The organism is Streptomyces sp. PT12, assembly GCF_003311645.1.
Classification (GTDB): domain Bacteria; phylum Actinomycetota; class Actinomycetes; order Streptomycetales; family Streptomycetaceae; genus Streptomyces.
This window is the reverse complement of sequence record NZ_QEST01000212.1, coordinates 1-2,702: the sequence shown is the minus strand read 5'-3', so window position 1 is coordinate 2,702 and position 2,702 is coordinate 1. Positions and strand designations below refer to the sequence as shown.

General features: G+C 69.5%; 4 protein-coding genes and 1 pseudogene. 3 read left to right on the top strand and 2 right to left on the bottom strand.

Annotated elements, in window-relative coordinates; all coding sequences use genetic code 11:
- Together DEH69_RS32160 and DEH69_RS22970 are read left to right on the top strand one after the other, a co-directional pair.
- Nucleotides 1-247: hypothetical protein (locus tag DEH69_RS32160; RefSeq protein WP_220131330.1), on the top strand; the 247-nt coding region annotated here is incomplete at its 5' end.
- A gap of 2 nt (nucleotides 248-249) precedes the next feature.
- A complete protein-coding gene (locus DEH69_RS22970; protein ID WP_113688903.1) occupies nucleotides 250-471 on the top strand; it encodes a hypothetical protein in 222 nt (73 codons plus the stop codon).
- 54 nt (nucleotides 472-525) lie between these two features.
- Here DEH69_RS22970 and DEH69_RS22965 read toward each other — a convergent pair whose 3' ends face one another.
- Together DEH69_RS22965 and DEH69_RS33045 are read right to left on the bottom strand one after the other, a co-directional pair.
- Nucleotides 526-783: a hypothetical protein gene (locus DEH69_RS22965; RefSeq protein WP_147255785.1), complete on the bottom strand. Its 258-nt coding sequence runs from the start codon at nucleotides 781-783 to the stop codon at nucleotides 526-528.
- A 51-nt stretch (nucleotides 784-834) separates the two neighbouring features.
- Nucleotides 835-1,071, bottom strand: a pseudogene (locus DEH69_RS33045) (peptidoglycan-binding protein); the annotation flags it as partial.
- A gap of 425 nt (nucleotides 1,072-1,496) precedes the next feature.
- Between DEH69_RS33045 and DEH69_RS22955 the strand changes: the two are divergent.
- Entirely contained in the window at nucleotides 1,497-2,636 is a 1,140-nt protein-coding gene (locus DEH69_RS22955) for an IS630 family transposase (protein ID WP_309302894.1), read from the top strand.
- Nucleotides 2,637-2,702 lie beyond the last annotated feature (66 nt).

Below are 2,702 nucleotides of genomic sequence, written 5' to 3'. Positions count from 1 at the left end.
GACCCGGACGGCGACCCCTGCGACGCACCTCATAACCAGATCTCAAACGCGCTCTGAGGATCAGGCGCCGGTCGTTGTCGAGCCGAAGCCCGAGAGGAAGCCGAAGCCCCACCCGGCCCGGCGCGGGGTCCTGTACGAGGGCTGGCTCGCCACGGACGGATCCCTGTCCGTACTCCACATGGAGACCGGCAAGGTGATCGGCTGGCTCACCCCTGACATGCAGTCCTTCATCTCGGCGGAGGTCTGACCATGAGCGAGCAGCTTGAGTGCATCAACGACTCGTTCGAGTGCGCCGGACCGGTGCAGTACCGCCAGGCGCTCAGCGGCACCGGGCAGTCCTACCCGCGCTGCGAGAAGCACTGGCAGGACCGCCTTGACCAGGAAGAGGATTACCGAGTGAAATACCCCGAGTACAACCCCTTCGCCGACGCGGCGGGTGTCTACGACGACGCGTACGACGGGGACTACTGATCTGGCCTGCTGCGCAGCGCCCCCGGCTGCTGACCGGGGGCGCTGCGGGCCAGTTCACGGCTGGCGGTGCTCCAGGTCGGTGAGATCGGCCTGCCGCATCCGGGCGGCCTCCCAGGAGGAGGGCAGCTCCAGGGCCTCAGCCGTCTTGCGGTTCTCGGCGCGCTGGGCAACCTCACCGGTACCGAGCAGCACCGCGGCGACGGCGAGGAACGGCTCCCAGGAGATGTTGGACCACAGGCTGGCGACGAGCGGCACAGCGGCGGCGAGCACGGCGTAGAGCCTCACACCGTGGTTGCGGATGAATTCATTCATGCATGACTCCAAAGAGTGATGGGATGGTGAGGGGAGGTTGGTGCGGGACAGTCACTTCATGAGCCGACGCCAGGTCTCCGGGCCGGGGTAGCCGTCCGCATCCGAACCGGACCAGCCCTGGGCCCGCTGGAAGGCCCGAGTGGCGTTCCGGTCGGCATCCGTCCAGCGGGGTCCGGGGCCGACGCGGTAGTACCGGCCGTAGCCCTTTCGGACGAGGGCCTGGCCGAGCTGGGTGACGTACTTGTTGTTCGCCCCCGGGCCGAACTTGTCGCGACCGGGGAAGGCAGGCGGGGCCGGGGGCTTGGGCGGCGTCGAGGGGGTGGTGGGCGCGGAGGCCGTGGCCTTGTAGGTGAAGCCGCTCTTGCCCCTCTTCGACGGGTCCGCAGTCGTGACCCCCTCGTTGAACTTGGGGTATCCGTATCCGTAGACGTAGGCGTCACGGCGGCGGGCGCGGCGGGCGCCACGACCACCGCGGCGGCTCCCGCGGCGAAAACGGCGACGGCGGTCCCGAGCCGCCCGCGCCCCCGGGGCGCGGAACGGGACAAGCGGAAATTCCTCACAGCGGGGTGCCCTCCTCATGGTCCTGGGTCAGCACCGGCCTCGGCCCGCCCGGCGCGACCACGGAGCTAGTGCTGTGACCGGGAAGGTTCGCCGGGTTGGTGGTCGTGGCGGTTGGATGGGCGGTGACGTTTGTTGCGACCGCTGGAGGTGTGGTGGCCGAGCCTGTGCGGGTGCGCAGACTGACCGATCAGGAAGGGCGGAAACTGCAGCAGATCGTGCGCCGGGGCAGCACCAGTTCGGTGCGCTACCGCCGGGCGATGATGGTGCTGGCGTCCGCCGGCGGGAACCGCGTCCCGGTGATCGCCCAGCTGGTCCAGGCCGACGAGGACACGGTGCGGGAGGTGATCCACCGGTTCAACGAGATCGGCCTGGCGTGCCTGGACCCTCGGTGGGCGGGAGGCCGTCCCCGCCTGCTCGATGATGACGAGGAGGACTTCGTCATCCAGACGGCCACCACCCGCCCCGCCCGGCTCGGGCAGCCTTTCACCCGCTGGTCGATCCGCAAACTCGCTGCCTATCTGCGCCGTGTGCCCGGCCATATGATCCGCATCGGCCGTGAGGCCTTACGGTGCCTGCTCGCCCGCCGCGGGGTCACCTTCCAGCGCACCAAGACGTGGAAGGAATCCCCCGACCGCGAACGCGACGCCAAGCTCGACCGGATCGAGCAGGTGACCCGGCGTTTCCCGGACCGGGTCTTCGCATTCGACGAGTTCGGCCCCCTGGGGATCCGGCCCACCGCGGGGTCGTGCTGGGCGAAGCAGGGCAGGCCCGACCGCCTGCCGGCGACCTACCGCCGCACCCACGGCGTCACCTACTTCCACGGCTGCTACTCGGTCGGCGAAGACCGGCTGTGGGGCGTCAACAACCGCCACAAGGGAACCGCGAACACCCTGGCAGCCCTGAAATCGATCCGTGCGGCCCGCCCGGACGGGGCCCCGGTCTACATCGTCCTGGACAACCTGTCCGCCCACACCGGAGCGACGATCCGCCGCTGGGCGGACAGGAACAAGGTCGAGCTGTGCTTCACCCCGACCTACGCCTCCTGGGCCAACCCGATCGAAGCCCACTTCGGCCCGCTGCGGCAGTTCACCCTGGCCAACTCCCACCACCGCAGCCACCCCGCGCAGACCCAGGCACTGCACGCCTACCTGCGCTGGCGCAACGCCAACGCCCGCCACCCCGACGTGCTCACCGCCCAACGCCGAGAACGCGCCCGCATCCGCAGCGAAAAGGGCATCCGCTGGGGCGGACGCCCCCTCGCACCCGCAGCCCGACCAACCCGGCAAACCTAAACGGTCACAGCACTAGTAGATTGTCGCGTCTAAGTGTTGTTCTGGTTGGTTGGGGTCGGGCAGGCT

Coding starts and splice junctions, on each gene's coding strand:
- DEH69_RS22970 (WP_113688903.1), top strand. CDS start 250: ATGAGCGAGCAGCTTGAGTGCATCAACGACTCGTTCGAGTGCGCCGGA.
- DEH69_RS22965 (WP_147255785.1), bottom strand. CDS start 783: ATGAATGAATTCATCCGCAACCACGGTGTGAGGCTCTACGCCGTGCTC.